Source organism: Tenacibaculum sp. SDUM215027 (assembly GCF_050566205.1).
In the GTDB taxonomy this organism is placed as follows: Bacteria; Bacteroidota; Bacteroidia; order Flavobacteriales; family Flavobacteriaceae; genus Polaribacter.
This window is the reverse complement of the sequence record NZ_JBNXUE010000001.1, coordinates 832,448-850,631: the sequence shown is the minus strand read 5'-3', so window position 1 is coordinate 850,631 and position 18,184 is coordinate 832,448. Positions and strand designations below refer to the sequence as shown.

The following is an 18,184-nucleotide window of genomic DNA, read 5'->3' as shown; positions in this document are numbered from 1 at the left end:
ACAACTTCTGGCCACGCTTGGTTACATTCTTCTAACTCAATATCGTCACCGTCTACGATTACTGGTGCAGTCTCGTCTGGTGTAACTGTAAATGTTCTTTCACAAGAAACTACTTGTTCACATTCATCAGAAACCTCATATCTTAAAACGATACTTCCTCCACAAGCATCAGGTGCTTCAAGAGTGTTTACATCAACTTCATCTTCTCCTATATAATATTTCTCTACCACCGTTCCATTTCCTCCTGAATTTGAGAATCCTGATAACCAAGTAGTAAAAGCACTATTAATATCTGCTTGTGATGTACATTCTGGAATTGTTTGATTTTCAGGACACACTTGATTTAAAGGGATTAAAGGTTCTCCATTTACTTGAAATTCATCTTCAGCTGTACATCCTACCACACCAGGAGCAAACTCTAATGTTGCTGCTACTGTATAAGCTCCAGCTTCTGTTACTTCTAATGTATTTCCTGTTTCCCCTTCAATTTCCACATCATCTTTATACCATATATAAGTAAAGGTATTTCCTTCTGGTGTTGCATTTGCTGTTAACGTAATACTATCTTCAGTACACCCTAACTCTTCTCCTTCTATTTCTACTGTTACTTCTGGTGTATCTGCTAAACTAAATGGTCCTGCTAAATCTTTTAACTCAGCGGTAAATGAATCTGAAGATCTTGTTTTTACAATTACACTTCCTAATGGACTTATACAGTCTATTCCTGGAGTACTACTTGAATCAAACCCTAAGGCTGATGCGTTAATTGCTATTTCTGCAAAAGTGGTTTGTGAATAGTCAGATACTATATTCCCCCCTTTATCTATAGTTCCCCAAGGACCTGCTGGCACAGCTCCTTCATCATTTACTTGAGAAAATATTGCATCAGGAGCTCCTTGTCTTAACTGTATTTCAGCATATCCATAATTCCCTGCTCCATTTCCTCCATCATGCTGTACATATCCGTTATTATCCTGTTTAAACTCAAACGGTCTAAAAGGCAATGTATTATGTGTGTCAAAATAAGAATCGGGTACCCCTACTAATTCAACCCAAACAAATAATTTGATAATTGCATTAGCTCCTCCATTAGCATAATTAACAGAAAGAATAATGTCTCCATGTTGTAGCACTGAACCGTCTGGGTTAAATACATATGGAGTTCTTCCTCCTGTAGCTGATAAGTCCACCTCTGATTGGATTGTTCCGCCAACTAAATTTACTTTTTCTCTAAAGTATTCAAAATCTAAGTAGCTATCTCCACTATCGTTTCTTGTTGAAGCTCCTAAAAAAGCCCATTCATCTGTTCCTACTGTAGCTCCTTCTCTTCTTAAATGCCCAAAAACATCTATAATATCATTTTTTTGAGGTACTGAAGCGTCTGTAATTGTCCAAGTATTCGGATTATCATTATTTTTATCTGACCCCCCAGTAAATACATTTGAATCTGTATTATTACCTTGAGCATTTTGATCTCGAATAAAAACAGCATCAATCCAAAGTCTTCCATCTACAACTGTGTAAATAGGAACACTCATTCTAATTTCGGCAGAAGCATTATCATCTACTAATAGATTTGCTGTTACCGCTGTAGAAGTTTCATCTATAACTCCCATTCCTGAGTCTCCTAAAAACCAATCATCTGTTCCGAACGGGAAGACTACTCCATTTGGAAAAGATACTATTCCTGAATGCACGTCAGCATCAACACCAAAATTGGCTTGAACCGATGATTCTGTGTTTACTAACTGCGCATTCACTGCATTTATTGAAAATAAAAAAAGCACGACAAGAAACCCTGTCATACTATATAGACACCTTTTAAAACCTCTATTAATGCAGTTTTTTAACGTTTTTAACCCTCTCCTTTTACAGGCAGGCTCTGTATCATTAAGCAACATATTGTAATATTTTACATGGTATTATTCTTTAATTAATTATTATTAAAGGGGTTACACATCTAACCAACATAAAAGAAATGAGTTGGCTGTAAAACATCTATTAAAGAGGTTATTAAATAACTAAAGGATTATTCTTAGTTTTAAGAGAGGTTCCAAAATAAAGAGGTTAAAGGGATATCTTTTTGAGAGGTTACAGAACTCATGTAAGAAATATGAGTTAGGAGAGCAAAGTTAGTCAATTAACACTTATTTAACAACTTAACTTATTAACACCAGTAGTAAAAAAGGGGTTTTCCCTATAACGAAACCCCACACTAAACGTGAAATAAGCCTTGTGGAACGCATATTTATTTAAATTGAAAATCTTGTTTTTTCAGGTAAAACACTTTACTTTAAAGGCTTTTCATTTATCCTTTTATATACTTTTACTGAATCTTCAGCTTCTTTTTGTGCGCTCCAGTTTTCTTTAATTTCTTTTCGAGCTTTGTTTCCTAATTGAGGAAGCTCCTTACTTATTAAACTTTTAATTATTTTTTGTAGCTCAGCTATGTCTCCTGAATTAAATAAGTACCCAGATTCTGAATTTGTTATTAGTTCAGAATGTACTCCGACATTTTTTGTAGCTACTACTGTATTTGCACATGCCATTGCTTCAGCGCACACTAAAGAAAACCCTTCTGTGAAAGAAGGAACTACTGTAATTGTAGCCGCTTGATAGTAAGAAACAATATCTAATGTTTCATCAATAAAGTAAACTTGATTTTCAATATTGTTCTTTTTAATTATTTCTTTTAATTCTTCTAAAAAAGGTGGTTTATCTACCTTTCCAACAACAACCAGTGCCCAGTCTTTGTTTTCTTGTAATTCAGGTAATACAGCTTCTAACAATATTTTTTGCCCTTTGGCTTTCCTTACTCTACCTGCACAAAGAATAATATTTTTTTGAGTAATATTTTTCAAACTTTTTTCTGGATCAGGAACAAAAAGACCTGTATCTACTCCATGAGGTACTTTCACATTAGGAATTCCTAATGTTTTATGCATTGAACTTGTTAACGTAACAACCTCATCTGATTTCTTTAATAAAAACTTAGTAAAACCTGAAGGCTCTGTTTCGGCGTGTCGTGTAGCGACTAATTTAAATTTCGCTCCAAAAACTCGATACCATAACATTTTTATAATTTCATTGTTACGGTGGCAATGAACAACAATATTTTCTTTAGAAAATAACAGCTTTTTTAGTTGGGGAGTTGTAATTTTTTCTCCTTCGATACCATAACCATAAAGATAAGTTACACACAACTTTTTTAATTCAGGAAGTACGTTTTCAATACTTCTTGTAACACCTGTTCTTCTATTATGAAAATGTGTATGTACAACTATAAGATTAGGGTCCATCTATGCAAATCTTCTTTCAATAATTTCTAACAGTCTATTTTCATACTCTTCTTTTTCAGACCAATCATAGTCTGGTTTAATCATTTTATTGATAAACTTTTTAGCTTCTTTCTCTGTTTTAATGGTGTTCAACTGAGATATTACTCTATTAAAATCGTTTTGATCTCCGCTAAATAAATGTTTCACAAAAGCAATTCTATCATTCAAATCAATTTGAATTGTAGTTTGAAAGTGATCGTTTAATGATTTTTTAGGTTCCGCTTTGGCAAATAAATCTGTCATTACATCTACCGAAATAGTATCTTGTAACTCATCTTCTAACGTTGGAGTTTTTCTATCTCCAACATCTTTTACATCATTTTTTATATCTTCAGCATCACCATGTAACAGCTCTTCTAATTCATCAAAAGGCTGTTCAATAATTTCATTAGTAATTTCCTCTTCATTAATTCCTTCAATTACTTTTTTAGCTATTTCATCTGCTTCTTGCTCAAAACCTTCTTTTAAATCTTCTTCTAAATGATGTACTTTTCTTTCCTCTAGAAACTCTTCCTCCTCTACCTTATCTTCTATCTCTTCTATCGGTTTTTCTACTTTTATTTCTTCTTGAATTGGCTCCTCGTTCTTTTCTATATCAACTACCAAATCATTTGTAGTTTCTTTCTCTAGCTCGACATTTATCTTTTCTTCCTTAGAAGAGATTTCTTCAATTACAACTTCTGCTTCCTTTTTTTCTTCAGCAAGTAAAACATCTTTTAACAGCTCTTCTTTTGTCTTTGTAGGCTTGGGAGTATTATTTATATATTCTTCTACATACGCTAAAACCGAAAGTTTTTCGTAAACCTCATATGCCTTTTGCTTTAACTCAAACACATCTTCTCTATTTTTCATCTGTAAGATACTGTGTGCTAAACTGGTTAAATCCGATGCTAGTTTTTTGTGCATAAGTTGTTGTTTGATTTTAATTTTTGCTGTTAAATTTTAATAAATTTGTTCCTCATTCGAAAGTAATACAAAAATCAATAATTAGAGCTTAAAATTACAAAATGTTTCTTGAAAATACAGTAAATCATACAGAACAATTTGGTTGGATTGAGGTAATTTGTGGCTCAATGTTTTCGGGTAAAACCGAAGAATTAATACGTAGACTTAAACGTGCTCAGTTTGCTAAGCAACGTGTTGAAATTTTCAAACCTTCAGTTGATACTCGATATGACGATGAGGAAGTAGTCTCACACAATGAGAACAGAATTCGCTCTACACCAGTTCCTGCATCATCAAATATTAGGTTATTAGCCAATGATGTTGATGTTATTGGAATAGATGAAGCCCAGTTTTTTGACGATGAAATAGTAGCTGTTTGTAACGATTTAGCCAATAGAGGAATTCGTGTTATTGTAGCTGGTTTAGACATGGATTTTAAAGGAAAACCTTTTGGACCAATGCCTGCATTAATGGCTACTGCAGAATACGTTACTAAGGTACATGCTGTTTGTACTCGTACAGGAAACTTAGCCCACTATAGCTACAGAAAAGCTCAAAGTGAAGATTTAGTGTTTTTAGGTGAAACTCAAGAATACGAACCACTAAGCAGAGCTGCCTATTATAAAGCTATGAAAGAGCACGAAACGCATAATAAAAAAGAAAGCAATAATGAATAATAATCACGTTACCGTATTAGAAATCGACCCTAAAGCTGTACTACACAATTTAGCCTATTTTAAACAAAAGCTACAACCTACCACAAAAATATTAGTAGTTGTTAAAGCTTTTGGTTACGGAAGTGAGTCAACTGAGATTGCTAAAATTGTACAAGATCAAGTTGATTATTTTGCGGTTGCTTATTCCTACGAAGGAATAGTATTACGTGAAGCAGGAATTACAACTCCTATTTTAGTTCTAAACCCTCAAATTCAAAACTTAAAAGATATTGTTAAGTATCGTTTAGAACCCAATCTATATAATTTTAAAATTTTTGATGCTTTTTTAAAGCTTGCTGATGAAAAGCCTTTGATGAACTATCCTGTACATTTAAAATTTAACACAGGTTTAAATAGAGTCGGTTTTTGGCATACTGATGTTCCTACTATTGTAGCTGAGCTAAAAAAATCAAACAACGTAAAAGCTGAATCAATATTTTCTCATTTAGCTGCTAGTGAAGATCCTAATGAGCAAAATTTTACCATAGGTCAAATAAATAATTTCGCTTATATAGCAAAGCAAATCTATGAGCACTTAGGGTATCAGCCTATGATACACATTTTGAATACTTCTGGAATTATCAACTATCCAAAAGCACAATTTGATATGGTACGTCTTGGTATAGGTTTATATGGTTTTGGAAATAACGAACAAGAAACTTCTCAACTCAAAAACACACATACACTAAAATCTATAATTTCTCAAATAAATATAGTTCAACCAGGTGAAACAGTTGGATATAATAGAGCTTTTGTTGCTAGTCAACCTACACGAAGCGCTACGATTCCTATAGGACATGCGGATGGTATTTCACGAAAATTAGGAAATAAAAATGGATTTGTTTTTATCAACAATCAACCAGCCCCTATTATTGGAAATGTGTGTATGGATATGATTATGGTAGATGTTACTAAAATTGATTGTAACGAAGGTGATGAAGTTATTATTTTCAATCACCAACAACACATAGAGTATATGGCACATAAATGCGAAACTATTTCATATGAAATACTTACCGCCTTATCTCAACGTATTAAAAGATTGGTGAAAAGTTAATTTTTTCATACTTTTCAATTCAATTAACTATTAAAACTTAAAATTATGGGAATGCTCAAAGAGTTTAAAGATTTTGCGATGAAAGGTAATTTAGTTGACATTGCAGTAGGTTTTGTAATGGGGGCTGCTTTCAAGCAAGTAGTAACTTCTTTTACTGGAGGGATTGTTTCTCCTTTAATCGGACTAATTTTTAACGCTGATTTAAAAGATTTAAAATACATAATCTCAGAAGGAGTTGCTGATGAAGCGGGGAAAATAACAGGAGAAGTTGCCATTTTGTATGGTGAGTTTTTAACTAATGTTATCGACTTTATTATTGTAGCTTTTGTAATGTTTATGGTTGTAAAAGCTGTAAATGCTATGAAGAAAAAAGAAGAACCTGCACCAGAAGCTCCAAAGGGACCTAGTCAAGAAGAGTTATTGGCAGAAATTAGAGATTTATTAAAAAAATAATCTATTAAATACTTAATAAAGAAAGCTCGCAAATGCGAGCTTTTTTTATTTTTTGATAATTCCATTTATACATGCTTTCCTTTATTCCAACCATGTTTTCCTAAATATTGCTCTCCACTTTCCACTGCACCATATTCTATACTTGTTCCCATAGAATCATTCCAACGGTTTAAATACCCAAAAAGAGAAATTACTCCTAGCATTTCAACAATTTCACCTTCTTCCCAGTATTTATATAATTCTTCTTTAATTTTTTCATCTACCATATTCGGAACCATTGAAGCTGCTAATGAAAAATCTAATGCTGCACGTTCCGCATCAGAAAAGGCTGGATGTGTTTTATATTCCCAAATATTATCTAGTTGTTCTTGTTCTGCACCATAACGTTCGGCAGCGCGAATTGCATGTGCTTGACAATAACGACAGCCAGTAGCGTTGCTACTTACCCAAGCAATCATACGTTTCAATGCAGAAGTTACACGTCCGTGATTTGCCATTACCGCTTTATTTAAATTAATAAATGCTTTGGAAATTTCTGGACGGCGTTGCATGGTTAAAACTGAGTTTGGACAAAACCCTAGCGTTTCATTATAAAAATCAGATAACCGTTTTGTTTCTTCATCATGATTCGGATCTAAAGGAGTTACTAAAGGCATAGTTTTATTTTTAAATTTTTAATACTAACTTTTTACTGTAAGTTTGTGTTACTATTTAGACAATTAAGTCGAAATGCACATCGACTTACTTACGCAATAAACAAAAAATTATCAAGATATGGTAACGAACACAGTTACAACCGTTTGGAAAGAAAACATGCAATTTGAAAGCGACAACCCAAGTGGACATTCAATAGTAATTGATACTTCTGAGGAACATGGAGGTAATAATACTGGTTTACGACCTAAAGCTATGATGCTTTCCTCATTAGCTGGTTGTTCTGGTTTAGACATTGTACCTATGCTAGAAAAAATGCGTGTAAAGATTGACGATTTTAAAATTGTAGTTACTGGTGAATTAACCGAAGAACACCCAAAATATTATCATAAGGTTTTAGTTGATTATCATTTTTATGGAAGCGATTTAGACGAAAAAAAAATTAACAAAGCGGTAGATTTATCGATAGAGAAATATTGTGGTGTTATGGAAATGTTTAGAAAATTTGCAGATATAACTACTGGTATACATCTACACAACAACAACTAATTTTTTGAGAAAAATTGCTATGCGCTGGACATTAAAACCGCAACCAGACACCAATAAAGTAAAACAATTAGCCAAAGAATTATCTATCGATACAACCTTGGCTAAAATTTTGGTACAACGTGGTATTGAAACATTTGATGATGCAAAACATTTTTTTCGCCCATCACTAAATGATTTACACAATCCTTTTTTAATGAAGGATATGGAAATCGCTGTGCAGCGTATAGAAAATGCTATCACCAATAATGAAAACATTTTAGTTTTTGGCGATTATGATGTTGACGGAACTACTGCCGTTTCTTTAATGTCATCCTACTTAAAAACAGTTCACCCAAATATTGCAACCTATATTCCTGACCGGTATCAAGAAGGATATGGAGTTTCTTTTCAAGGAATTGATTTTGCTGAAGACAATGTGTTTTCACTTATTATTGCTTTAGACTGTGGTATCAAAGCCATTGATAAAGTTAATTACGCTACTAAAAAAGGAATTGACTTTATTATTTGTGACCACCACAAACCTGGGAGTGAAATTCCTAAAGCAGTTGCTGTTTTAAATCCTAAGCAAATAGATTGTAACTATCCTTATGATGAATTATGTGGTTGTGGTGTTGGATTTAAATTAATTCAGGCATTAGCTTCAAAAAGAAATCAAACTATTGAAGATTTAGTTCCGTATTTGGATTTAGTCGCTACTGCCATTGCTGCCGACATTGTTCCTATGACTGGTGAAAATAGAGTATTAGCTTACCATGGATTACAAGTAATCAATTCACAGCCTAGAAATGGTATCAAAGCCATTATTCATCAGTTACAAAAAAAAGAACTCACCATTACCGATGTAGTTTTTATCATCGCTCCACGGATAAATGCTGCTGGAAGAATGAAACACGGTAATTATGCTGTTGAGCTACTAACTGAAATGGATTTTGACTCAGCTGTTGAATTTGCTGCTGCAATTGAAAAATTCAATTCCGACAGAAAAGAACTAGATAAAGCAATTACACAAGAAGCCTTACTTCAAATTGAAAACAACAACGAACAAGAAAAATATACTACAGTTGTTTTTGATGAAAACTGGCACAAAGGAGTCATTGGTATTGTTGCTTCACGTTTAACCGAAACTTATTATAGACCAACTTTGGTATTCACTAAAAGTGGAGAAAAACTAGCAGCCTCTGCACGATCTGTAAAGGGATTTGACGTGTATAATGCTTTAGAACAATGTTCTGAGTTTATAGAACAATTTGGTGGGCACAAATATGCAGCGGGACTAACTTTATTACCCGAGCAATATGAAAACTTTAAAAATAAGTTTGAAAAAGTTGTTGCTTCTACTATTGATAAAAGTTTATTAACTCCAGAAATTACGATTGATGCTGAGATAGACCTATCAGAAATTACTCCAAAGTTTTTCCGTATTATTCAACAAATGGCGCCTTTTGGTCCACTAAATATGAAACCGGTTTTTATTACTTCCGCAGTAAGAGATAACGGTTATGGTAAACAAATTGGCGCAGACAAGAGTCATTTAAAACTAAGCCTTATTTATGGTTCTGACAAGAAAACGTACAATGCTATAGGTTTTGGTTTAGGTAATAAAATAAACTTTACTCAAAATGATTTTGACGTTGCTTATACATTAGATGAGAACACTTGGAATGGACATACTTCTATTCAACTAATGCTAAAAGATTTAAAATAGTAAAAGACCATGTTTTTTTTATTTAGAATAATTCCAAATAAGTTTATATATTTGTTATCGATATAAATATAGTTATGGACGGAATTACTAAAATATACGACAACAACATAGGCATTTCTTTTCATTGGAAAGAAAACGATTCAAACTTGGTTCAATTAATATTTAGAGACACAGGCTTTCATTTAACAGAACAAGAAATAGAATTATTTTTAGACAAGGTAACGGACTCTAAACTTCAAAAAAATTGCGCTACTTGTAGTAAGGGTAAAGATTGCAGGTCTATTTTACTACAAACTCCTTCAGATAAAGTTAGCATGGCAGTATCTTCAGTTGAATTATGGCAAATAGACGATCTTTTAAAAGGAACTTTATTCCAGTTAAGAATGAGTAATTATTTAAATGACATATGTAAAAATTAAAAAGGCTTGCAAAAATTGCAAGCCTTTTTAATTTAATCCTCTTTAATTAGGTACATATATACTGGATAATGATCACTATATCCTCCTGTATATTTTCCGTAAGAAAAACTCCTAAAAGGATAGCCTTTATAACGACCATTCTTTTGAGTTAAAAAGCGTTTGTTAAAAATTCCTGACTTAAACATTTTATAGGTTGAAAAATCTTTTTTTCCTTTATTTAATAATGGAGAAGTAAACATAATTTGATCAAATAAATTAATATTATCTCTGTATCCTAATGTATTAAATCCACGACGAAACATATCTTCATATGGATTATAAACATCCCCTTCATTTACATTTTTCTTTTTACTCTTTGTTTGTAAAACAGTTTTAAAGCTAGAATTGATAGGATCATCGTTAAAATCTCCCATAATTAACACTTTCGGGTTCGGGTCGTTCAACTTTATTTTTTCTATGATTTGCTTCACTTTGTAAGCCGCCTTTTCACGTAAAGGTCTACTTTTCGCTTCTCCTCCTCTACGAGATGGCCAGTGGTTTACAATAACATGTATTAACTCATCATCCAAATAACCTGATACCAACAAAATATCACGTGTATGAACTTTATAATTCTGGTCATATATATTAGGATTGAACGCTTCAAAATGGATTGGCTTAAAATAACGTGGTTGATACAACAAACCAACATCAATACCTCTTTTATCTGGAGAATCAAAATGGATAATACTATAACGCTTCTTTTTTAATTTTTCTGACGCTACTAAATCTTCTAAAACTTTTTTATTTTCAACCTCTGCTACGCCTAAAATTGCTGGGCTCGTTTTAGCTTTTTCTGCCCCTAATTGCAAGATAACTTCTCCTAGTTTATCAATTTTATCTAAATACACTTCTTCTTTATCTCCTTTCATTTCCATGATAGGGCTTGCTTCATCATTCTTTTCAGGGTCATTCTTTGTATCAAAAAGGTTTTCTAAATTATAAAAACCTACCGTTCTTATTTTATATTTTTTTTGATTTTGCTGTGCATATGTAGAAAATGCGACAAAAATAAGCACTAAAAAAGCAGTTATATTTCTCATATTATAAATTTTAGGTGGCAAAAATAAAACAATTTTCGAGCCAAAACTCATAATTAATATAATGTTACCATTCATAATATTAACTTAACATTAACATAATTAGATTTTTCGTAGTTTTGCCTCCCTTTTGCCATATTTTTCGGCCATGGGGATTAACATATTCAAATATTTTATAAACAATCATTTATGAGAAATTTTACAATAACAATGTTATTGTTTCTTTCAGGCTTGCTTGGCTTGAATGCGCAGAATGTTGTAAAGGGGGTCGTAATAAACAGCGATTCTGAAAAACCTATGCAAGGTGTTTCCGTAAGTGTAAAAGAAGTTAATATTTCTAGTTCTACAAACGCTAGTGGTACTTTTACACTAAATGGTTTACCAAACGGAAGACAAATTGTAACGGTAATATTAAACGGGTATGAAACCCAAAACTTCCCAGTAGAACTATCTGGAAAAACAGTAGATTTAGGTACAATCTTTATGTATGAAGATTTGTCTGAAGATCAAGATTTAAGTACCATCACTATTACTGATGATGAATTAAGTAGCGATGAAAGTGCTGCTGATAATATTTCTGGTTTATTGCAAGCATCTAGGGATATATATTTACGTACAGCTGCATTTGAATGGAGCAGTTCATTTTATAGAGTTCGTGGGTTGGATTCTGAAAATGGTAAAGTTTTGATTAATGGGATTGAAATGAACAAACTATACAACGGAAGACCTCAATGGAGTAATTGGGGAGGTTTAAATGACGTTGTTCGTAATCAAGAGTTCAGTAACGGGTTAACTCCTTCTAACTATACCTTTGGAGGAGTTTTAGGGTCTACAAACATCAATACTAGAGCTTCTGAATATAGAGAAGGCGCACGAATTTCTTATGCTTCTTCCAATAGAAGCTACAATCATCGCTTGATGGCAATGTACGCTTCTGGTTTAATGGAAAATGGATGGGCAATTACTGCGTCAGGTAGTAAAAGATATGCTGATGAAGGTTTTGTAGATGGAACATTATACAACGCTCATTCTATTTTTATTTCTTTAGAAAAGCAAATTAATGATAAACATAGTTTAAACTTTACTACTATTCAAGCTCAAAACAGAAGAGGTAAATCTGCTGCAAATACTCAAGAGGTGTATGATATTAAAGGAATAAAATACAACCCATATTGGGGATATCAGAATGGTAAAATTAGAAACTCTCGTGTAAAAAGGGTTGACGAGCCAATTATAATGTTAAATCATTATTGGAATATTGGAGAAAATACAACTTTAAATACAGGTGTAGCTTACCAGTTTGGTGAAATCGGTAATAGTCGTTTAGATTTTAATGGAGGAAGCGATCCTAGTCCTACATATTGGAGAAACCTACCAAGTGCTCATTTAAGTTTATTGGTTAATGATGCGCCTGATTTTGAAAAAGCATATAAATCATTAATAAAATTTCAGAATGATGGACAAATAAACTGGACTGATTTATATGCTGCGAATGAAAAAAGTGGTGATAACGGTAGATTTGCATTATATGAAGATCGTAATGATGACAAACAATTAACGGTGAATACTATTTTAAATACCGAATTAACTGAAAACATTACTTTAAACGGAAGTTTAGAATATAGAAGGTTAGATTCTGAAAATTTTGCTTACATTTTAGATTTAATGGGAGCAACTGGTTATCTAGACATTAATAAATTTGGAGACCCTTCGAAAAATAACTTTCAAAACGATTTGTTGAACCCTAATAGAATTGCCAGAAAAGGTGACAGATTCAAATACAACTACAATTTAGAATCTGAAGTGTATGGTGGTTTTACTCAATTACAATTCAAATATAATAAAGTAGATTTTTATCTTGCAGGTTCTGCGCATAATACTACTCACCAAAGAGAAGGTCTATACCAAAATGGAGTATTCCCAGGAAACTCTTCAGATCCTGAAGTTCCAAATTCACTAGGGAAGTCAAAAAAATTAGATTTCTTTAGTTATGGAACTAAAGCAGGATTAACTTACAAAATTTCAGGGCGTCATTTATTAGATTTCAATGGTGGATATATTACCAAAGCGCCATCAATTCGTAATTCATTTGCTAACTCAAGGTCAAATAATTTAACGGTAGCTGACGCTAGCTTTTTAGAAAACGAAAAAATTATGTCTTTTGATGCTTCTTATATCTTAAGAACTCCTTTTATCACCTCTAGGTTAACAGGGTATTACACAGGTATTCAAGATGCTACGGACATTGCTTTTTTCTTTATAAGTGGGAACAACTTATTCATTCAAGAAATTGTAACAGGAATAGATAAAAAGCACTTGGGTGCTGAATTGGGTATCGAAGCACAAATAACACCTACCATTAAATTAAAAGCAGCAGCTAATATTGGTCAATATACATATGACAATAATCCAAATGTAGTTTTAACATCTGAAATAAGTAAAGAATCATCAAATCTTGGTTTTGATAAAAGAGGTGTAAAAGATTACGGAAAAGCCTCTTTAAAAGATTACAAAGTTGCATCAGGACCTCAGAAAGCATACTCTTTTGGTTTTGAATATAGAGACCCAGATTATTGGTTTGTGGGAGTTACTGGTAACTATTTAGACGAAGCCTATATTGATCCATCTCCAATTAAGCGAACTGAATCTTTTGTTGCTGATGATGGACAACTCTTTCCTGGATTTGACCCAGTACTTGCAAGAGAATTATTAGCTCAAGAAAAATTTGACTCTTACTTTACTTTAAATGCAATTGGTGGTAAGACTTGGAAAGTTGGTGATAATAAATACATTGGTGTTTTTGCTAGTATAAGTAACATTCTTGACAAAGAATACAAAACTGGAGGATATGAGCAAGGACGTACTGCCAATTATGAGTTAGAAAGAAATGACCAAGCTAGCGGAAGCCCTCTTTTTGGTAGCAAATACTGGTATGGTAGAGGAGCTACTTATTTCTTGAACATAAACTATAGATTCTAAAAAACATAAAAATGAAAGCAAAAAATATATTTAAATTCATCGCAATATTTTTTATTGCCATCTCATTTTCTTCTTGTGTTGAAGATAATGACTTTTCAATCCCTACAACTGGGGAAGACAAACAATACCCTAACTTAAAACCATTAAGTGAAATAGCCTCATTATACGAAGGTGATATAGTAGACTTCAATGAAGACATCACTACATACGGATATGTTATTTCTAATGATAGAGAAGGAAACTTTTTTAAGTCTATCATTATTCAAGATAAGCCAGAAAACCCAACCATTGGTTTTGAAGTAAGGATTGACGATGTTAATTTAAACGCAAGATATAATGTTGGAAGAAAAATATACATTAAATTGAAAGGTTTAGCCATGAGTAAATACTTTACTACTTTTCAATTTGGTGTAAGAAGTGGTAACAATGTAAACAGAATAGATGCAACAGATTATGTTAACTCTATTGACAGATCTGCCGAAATTGCTAATATAATTCCTACAGAATTAACTATAGGAGAATTAACAGATGACCACATCAACACACTTGTGAAAATTAACCATTTACAACCTGAAATACAAGGCTTAACGTATGCTGACCCTGATAATACTTTTTCAATAAATAGAGACTTTGTTAGTTGTGAAACACTAGAATCAATTGTTTTAAGAACAAGTGGATTTGCTAATTTTAAAGCACTACCTATTCCCGATAAAAAAGGAAGCATTACCGCTGTATTTAACAAATTCGGAAGTACTAATCAGCTTTTTATTAGAGATACTAATGATGTTGACTTTACTGAAGAATACGGTTGTTTTAATAACCCTACTGATGCTTCTTTAGCCGAAGTGAAGGCATTATATACTGGTAGTGAAACTACTGTTACTCAAAACTTAAAGTTAAAGCTTGTAATTACTTCAGATCTTTCTACAGATAATATTTCAAATCAAAATGCTTTTGCTCAAGATGCAACAGCTGGTATTGCTTTACGTTTTAGTGATGCTTACAATTTAAAATTAGGAGACGAAATAGAAATTGCAGTTGGCGGAGCTAAATTAAGTGAGTATAATGGCTTATTACAATTAAATGTTTCTCCATCTAATATTCTTAGTACAACAGCTGGAACATTACCTACTCCTGAAATAATTACCATAGCTCAAGCTTTAACAGGAGACTACCAAGGTAAGTTAGTGAAAATTGAAGGAGTACAGTTCAAAGACAACACTAAAAATTATGATGGTAGTAACCTACTAATTTCTGAATGTGATGGAGATGAATTAACAACTTTTGTTAGAGGTCAAGCTACATTTGCTAACAACCCTGTGAGTGACAAAAGAGGAACTATTACAGGAGTAATGAGCGATTTTAATGGTGCTCAAATCTATTTAAGAAATGAAGCTGATGTAAACTTTACAGAAGACTATACTACCTGTGGAGGTGGTAGTACTCCTTCTGGAGATGACCTATACATATCTGAATATGCCGAAGGAAGTAGTAATAATAAGTATATCGAAATTTATAATGGTACAGGTTCTGATGTGGATTTAACTAACTATACTGTTGGATTATATGCTAATGGTTCAGCTACAGTGGGTAACACAATCGATTTAAGTACTATTAAAAGCACCTTAGCTGATGGTGAAGTAATTGTTATTTATAACGGAGGAGCATCTGATGCTGCCATCACTGGTTCAGGAGGAACTACATCAACTGTTACCTATTTTAATGGAGACGATGCTATTGCTTTATTAAAAAGTGGTACTGTGATAGATGTAGTAGGTAATATTGGAGAAGATCCAGGTAATTACTGGGCTGTAGCGGGTGTAGCAGACGGGACTAAAGAACACACCTTAGTTCGTAAAGCGTCAATTACAAAAGGTAATACTGATTGGACTGCTAGCGCAGGAACTGATGCAGCAAGCTCTGAATGGGAAGTAAAAGCTCAAGATGATTTTACTTCTATAGGAGTAAGATAATTTGTAACTTCTTATAAAAAAACAAAAAGCCCAAGTTTTAAAAACTTGGGCTTTCTTTTTATCTTTTTAAAATTACTTTTTCACTAATTGTTTAGTATACATTTTTCCAGTGTCACCAAGAGACACAAAATAAATTCCTGCAGATAACTTTGAAACATCTATATTGTTACTTCTAGAGCTCATTTTTACTTTTTGAAGCAATCTTCCATTCGCATTATAAATAGCAACTTCTTTATTTTTCCACAACTCATTGTTCACTTGTAAAACTATAGAACTTCCTTCGATAGGGTTCGGAGAAAAAGCAATTACATCTTTATCATTTACTAAAACTTGCCTTACATTTAAATTATCAGTTTTAGCACTACCACAATTTCCTATATTATTCCATCCACTTGAAGTTCTCTCATACAAAACATTAAAATAAACAACTCTATCACCAACCTGATAGTTTTGAGAAGAATCATATTGAGGTACCCCATCACAAATATTTGTGCTCGTTCCCCCATCTCCTTCAATGATATTTATAGTATAATCTTCAACTTCACCATAATCAAATGAACCACAAGAAGAAGGTGTAGCATTATATCGCATAGACACTCTCATTCTTGTGTTACCTAATTTCGCAGTAGCTGGAACAGTAAAAGTACCATTCACAGAGCTATCAGTAGAAGCACTTTTACTCCATACTTGTTCTCCATTATCTTCAAAATCAGAATCCTGGTTATAATCAATCCAAACAGTATAACCTTCTTTATAAACAGTACCTGTCCATTTTGGAGTAATGGTAATTGTATTGGAACTTCCTTGCTCTATATCAGTAGAAATATTAGTAAAATCTTGATACCCATTTGTAGCTCCTGAATTATTATTAATTGACCCAAGCGTTACATTCTGAATATATTCATCATTTACATTGTTTCCTTTTGAATCACAATATGTTGGTACAATAACACTTCCTTTACTTTTTGCTACTTCAATTAAGTACTCCAATCCAAGTTTGGCAAACTTTGCTGCATGTGTAGCATTTGCAGTTGGAAATCGGTCAGACGTATCATTTACCGTATGAATATAAGGGTTTGAACCATTAAATGATGCTTCAAAAGGGAAAGCTGCATCATATCCTTGTTGTGCCCAACTATAATGATCGGAACAACCGTAATTACATCGTGTATAATCGTAAGTAAATTGATGACTTCCTGAAACATTATAATGATCCATAAGACTAGCTAAAAAAGCATTAAGAGTGCTACTATTATAACTATCATCAGAAATATAAACATCCTTTGGTGACCCTTTATAATTCGTCATATCAAACTGTACATACGATAACACATTAACATTTCTGTTTTTATAATCTTCAGCAATCTCTTTTGACCCTCTTAACCCAACTTCTTCGGCAGCAAATGCCATAAACTCTATAGTTCTTTTTGGTTCAAAATTCATTTCAAAAAGTACTCTAGCCATTTCAGTAATTGTAGCAATACCAGAAGCATTATCATCAGCACCAGGCGCATTCGTTTCTCTTTCTGGACTAACAGAATCGATATGACCACCTATAATTACATATTCATTTGGAAGATCACTTCCTTGAATCGTCATAACAACCGAAGGCATTGTGGTACTATTGTGGTTCACTATTCTCACACTAACATCAGACCTACCGCTAGCCATTGTTTCCCATTTTTGTTTTAAATCTTGAACAGCTTGTGTAGCTTTTTGGGTCGTGTGATATCTAGTACCATAGTTTTCAAGTTCTACTATATGATTAGCAATATTTGTATTATTCACCAAGCCTAAACTTTGGTTTACAAGTTGATTTTCACTAATAGTATACGATGCTCTCTGCTGATAACTTTTTTTACTTTGAAGCTTCTGAATAGTTTGTAAAGCTTCTTTTTCAGAAGATTCATAAATAAATCCAGGGCCATGAGTTAAAATCATATGATGCAATTTTTCAGCCGCATAATGACTTAATTTTACTGCACTAAAACCATTTATGGAGGAAAGGATCTTAATATCAGTGGGAGCAACTTTTTGTAGTTTTAAGGCATCCTTGGTTTCAATAGTACCATAAAACATTTTTTCTTGGCTGTGAATAGTAGAAAAACTAAGACACAGCAATAGTAACGAAAGTAATAAATACTTTTTTTTCATTTTTGAAGGGTATTAATATTAATTTTAAATCCCCCGTAAGTTATTAAAAATTAACATCATAACATATAAGTATTTTAGCTTGTCATTTAATCACAGACTTAATTCTAATATTTATTCGTTCCAATACTCAACAAGTTTTGTGGTATATTTCTTTTTTTTGCAT

13 protein-coding genes and 1 pseudogene are annotated in these 18,184 nt (G+C 32.7%); 8 read left to right on the top strand and 6 right to left on the bottom strand.

All coding sequences use genetic code 11. From position 1 onward, the window contains the following. The 3 genes and pseudogenes from ACQYZ7_RS03885 to ACQYZ7_RS03875 all read right to left on the bottom strand — a co-directional run. Positions 1–1,805, bottom strand: a pseudogene (locus tag ACQYZ7_RS03885) (hypothetical protein); the annotation flags it as partial. A 483-nt stretch (positions 1,806–2,288) separates the two neighbouring features. Continuing rightward, entirely contained in the window at positions 2,289–3,299 is a 1,011-nt protein-coding gene (locus ACQYZ7_RS03880; protein WP_430728469.1) for a glycosyltransferase family 4 protein, read from the bottom strand. Next, a complete protein-coding gene (locus ACQYZ7_RS03875) occupies positions 3,300–4,244 on the bottom strand; it encodes a hypothetical protein (protein WP_430728468.1) in 945 nt (314 codons plus the stop codon). It lies immediately after the preceding gene. 101 nt (positions 4,245–4,345) lie between these two features. Here ACQYZ7_RS03875 and ACQYZ7_RS03870 point away from each other — a divergent pair, with 101 nt between their 5' ends. The 3 genes from ACQYZ7_RS03870 to mscL are packed head-to-tail and all read left to right on the top strand — an operon-like array spanning position 4,346 to position 6,509. Further along, on the top strand, positions 4,346–4,960 hold the full coding sequence (locus ACQYZ7_RS03870; RefSeq protein WP_115899836.1) for a thymidine kinase: 615 nt from the start codon (positions 4,346–4,348) through the stop codon (positions 4,958–4,960). Continuing rightward, a complete protein-coding gene (gene alr / locus ACQYZ7_RS03865) occupies positions 4,953–6,056 on the top strand; it encodes an alanine racemase (protein WP_430728467.1) in 1,104 nt (367 codons plus the stop codon). The genes ACQYZ7_RS03870 and alr overlap by 8 nt, the downstream gene beginning before the upstream one ends. A 51-nt stretch (positions 6,057–6,107) precedes the next feature. Continuing rightward, positions 6,108–6,509 carry a large-conductance mechanosensitive channel protein MscL gene (mscL, locus tag ACQYZ7_RS03860; RefSeq protein WP_430728871.1) on the top strand — a complete coding sequence of 134 codons (402 nt, stop codon included), beginning with the start codon at positions 6,108–6,110 and terminating at the stop codon, positions 6,507–6,509. 65 nt (positions 6,510–6,574) lie between these two features. Here mscL and ACQYZ7_RS03855 read toward each other — a convergent pair whose 3' ends face one another. Beyond that, positions 6,575–7,165 (bottom strand): carboxymuconolactone decarboxylase family protein, encoded by a 591-nt coding sequence (locus ACQYZ7_RS03855; protein ID WP_430728466.1) that lies wholly within the window; start codon positions 7,163–7,165, stop codon positions 6,575–6,577. Between the two features lie 118 nt (positions 7,166–7,283). Between ACQYZ7_RS03855 and ACQYZ7_RS03850 the strand changes: the two genes are divergently transcribed. The 3 genes from ACQYZ7_RS03850 to ACQYZ7_RS03840 all read left to right on the top strand — a co-directional run bounded on the left by ACQYZ7_RS03850 (position 7,284) and on the right by ACQYZ7_RS03840 (position 9,836). Next, positions 7,284–7,712, top strand: coding sequence for an OsmC family protein (locus ACQYZ7_RS03850; protein ID WP_430728465.1), 429 nt, complete (start codon positions 7,284–7,286; stop codon positions 7,710–7,712). 19 nt (positions 7,713–7,731) lie between these two features. Continuing rightward, a complete protein-coding gene (gene recJ / locus ACQYZ7_RS03845) occupies positions 7,732–9,417 on the top strand; it encodes a single-stranded-DNA-specific exonuclease RecJ (protein WP_430728464.1) in 1,686 nt (561 codons plus the stop codon). 74 nt (positions 9,418–9,491) lie between these two features. Next, complete coding sequence (locus ACQYZ7_RS03840) at positions 9,492–9,836, top strand: hypothetical protein (protein ID WP_430728463.1); 345 nt, start codon at positions 9,492–9,494, stop codon at positions 9,834–9,836. 32 nt (positions 9,837–9,868) lie between these two features. On the opposite strand, the gene ACQYZ7_RS03835 is transcribed toward ACQYZ7_RS03840, so the two are convergent. Next, a complete protein-coding gene (locus tag ACQYZ7_RS03835; RefSeq protein ID WP_430728462.1) occupies positions 9,869–10,918 on the bottom strand; it encodes an endonuclease/exonuclease/phosphatase family protein in 1,050 nt (349 codons plus the stop codon). 186 nt (positions 10,919–11,104) lie between these two features. On the opposite strand from ACQYZ7_RS03835, the gene ACQYZ7_RS03830 reads away from it, so the two are divergent. Together ACQYZ7_RS03830 and ACQYZ7_RS03825 are read left to right on the top strand one after the other, a co-directional pair. Then, positions 11,105–13,894 (top strand): carboxypeptidase-like regulatory domain-containing protein, encoded by a 2,790-nt coding sequence (locus ACQYZ7_RS03830; RefSeq protein ID WP_430728461.1) that lies wholly within the window; start codon positions 11,105–11,107, stop codon positions 13,892–13,894. An 11-nt stretch (positions 13,895–13,905) separates the two neighbouring features. Beyond that, a complete protein-coding gene (locus ACQYZ7_RS03825) occupies positions 13,906–15,867 on the top strand; it encodes a DUF5689 domain-containing protein (RefSeq protein ID WP_430728460.1) in 1,962 nt (653 codons plus the stop codon). Between the two features lie 72 nt (positions 15,868–15,939). On the opposite strand, the gene ACQYZ7_RS03820 is transcribed toward ACQYZ7_RS03825, so the two are convergent. Beyond that, positions 15,940–18,021: a M20/M25/M40 family metallo-hydrolase gene (locus ACQYZ7_RS03820; protein WP_430728459.1), complete on the bottom strand. Its 2,082-nt coding sequence runs from the start codon at positions 18,019–18,021 to the stop codon at positions 15,940–15,942. Positions 18,022–18,184 lie beyond the last annotated feature (163 nt).

Bases quoted from the DNA above. Each gene is read 5' to 3' on its own strand.
- ACQYZ7_RS03830 (WP_430728461.1), top strand. From the start codon at position 11,105: ATGAGAAATTTTACAATAACAATGTTATTGTTTCTTTCAGGCTTGCTT.
- ACQYZ7_RS03850 (WP_430728465.1), top strand. From the start codon at position 7,284: ATGGTAACGAACACAGTTACAACCGTTTGGAAAGAAAACATGCAATTT.
- alr (WP_430728467.1), top strand. From the start codon at position 4,953: ATGAATAATAATCACGTTACCGTATTAGAAATCGACCCTAAAGCTGTA.
- ACQYZ7_RS03880 (WP_430728469.1), bottom strand. From the start codon at position 3,299: ATGGACCCTAATCTTATAGTTGTACATACACATTTTCATAATAGAAGA.
- ACQYZ7_RS03840 (WP_430728463.1), top strand. From the start codon at position 9,492: ATGGACGGAATTACTAAAATATACGACAACAACATAGGCATTTCTTTT.
- ACQYZ7_RS03835 (WP_430728462.1), bottom strand. From the start codon at position 10,918: ATGAGAAATATAACTGCTTTTTTAGTGCTTATTTTTGTCGCATTTTCT.
- mscL (WP_430728871.1), top strand. From the start codon at position 6,108: ATGCTCAAAGAGTTTAAAGATTTTGCGATGAAAGGTAATTTAGTTGAC.
- ACQYZ7_RS03855 (WP_430728466.1), bottom strand. From the start codon at position 7,165: ATGCCTTTAGTAACTCCTTTAGATCCGAATCATGATGAAGAAACAAAA.
- ACQYZ7_RS03820 (WP_430728459.1), bottom strand. From the start codon at position 18,021: ATGAAAAAAAAGTATTTATTACTTTCGTTACTATTGCTGTGTCTTAGT.
- ACQYZ7_RS03825 (WP_430728460.1), top strand. From the start codon at position 13,906: ATGAAAGCAAAAAATATATTTAAATTCATCGCAATATTTTTTATTGCC.
- ACQYZ7_RS03875 (WP_430728468.1), bottom strand. From the start codon at position 4,244: ATGCACAAAAAACTAGCATCGGATTTAACCAGTTTAGCACACAGTATC.
- recJ (WP_430728464.1), top strand. From the start codon at position 7,732: ATGCGCTGGACATTAAAACCGCAACCAGACACCAATAAAGTAAAACAA.
- ACQYZ7_RS03870 (WP_115899836.1), top strand. From the start codon at position 4,346: ATGTTTCTTGAAAATACAGTAAATCATACAGAACAATTTGGTTGGATT.